The organism is Rhodoplanes sp. SY1 (assembly GCF_046000175.1).
In the GTDB taxonomy this organism is placed as follows: domain Bacteria; phylum Pseudomonadota; class Alphaproteobacteria; order Rhizobiales; family Xanthobacteraceae; genus Rhodoplanes.
Genome location: NZ_JBEOMB010000454.1, coordinates 1 through 610, shown reverse-complemented (window position 1 = coordinate 610; position 610 = coordinate 1). Strand labels below are relative to the sequence as shown.

Below are 610 nucleotides of genomic sequence, written 5' to 3'. Positions count from 1 at the left end.
CGGACAACACTCGCGCGAGCACGGTCCAGGCATAGTCGGCCTGCCGTTTCGACGATTTCGCCAGATCGTCGCGCCACCGCTTGAAGAGCCCGCGCGCCCGCCGGTCCGATAGGGCAGCAATCGGCATGTCGCCAAACTCGGCTTCGATGGCGTCGAGATGCCGTCGATAGTCGCGCCTCGTCCTCTCGGCAATGTCGTTCGTGAACTCTGTCGATCCCTTGAACAGCGTGATCAAGCTCGACAATTGCCCGGTCGTCTTCGCGGCTCGGCCCCGCTGCGCCTCGCCGAAGGCGGTCGCGATATACGGGTCTGACCGTGAAGTGATTCGCGTCCCGTCCGGCCGCATCAGCGGCGGCCCGCCGCGCCACGCATATAAGTAGCTCACATCGCGGCCATCGGAGAGCTTCGCGCGAACGCGATGCAGCCCTTTCAAATGCACGAGCATGGTCCCGACCTGCCTGGGCGCGTTTATCGGCCGGCTCGTTCTGCCATCGCAAGCCGACGCCCACATGAACTCTGCGGCGGCGTAGGGTAAGGCACCGTCGCCCGACAAGCCATGCTGATCGAGCACGACCGCGCCGCGGCGCTCCGGAGCGCGCTCGCGCGTCCG

At 66.2% G+C, this 610-nt stretch carries 1 pseudogene; it reads right to left on the bottom strand.

Annotated features, from left to right (window positions below):
* Positions 1-445 (bottom strand): annotated as a pseudogene (locus ABTU92_RS30315) (integrase); the annotation flags it as partial.
* Positions 446-610 lie beyond the last annotated feature (165 nt).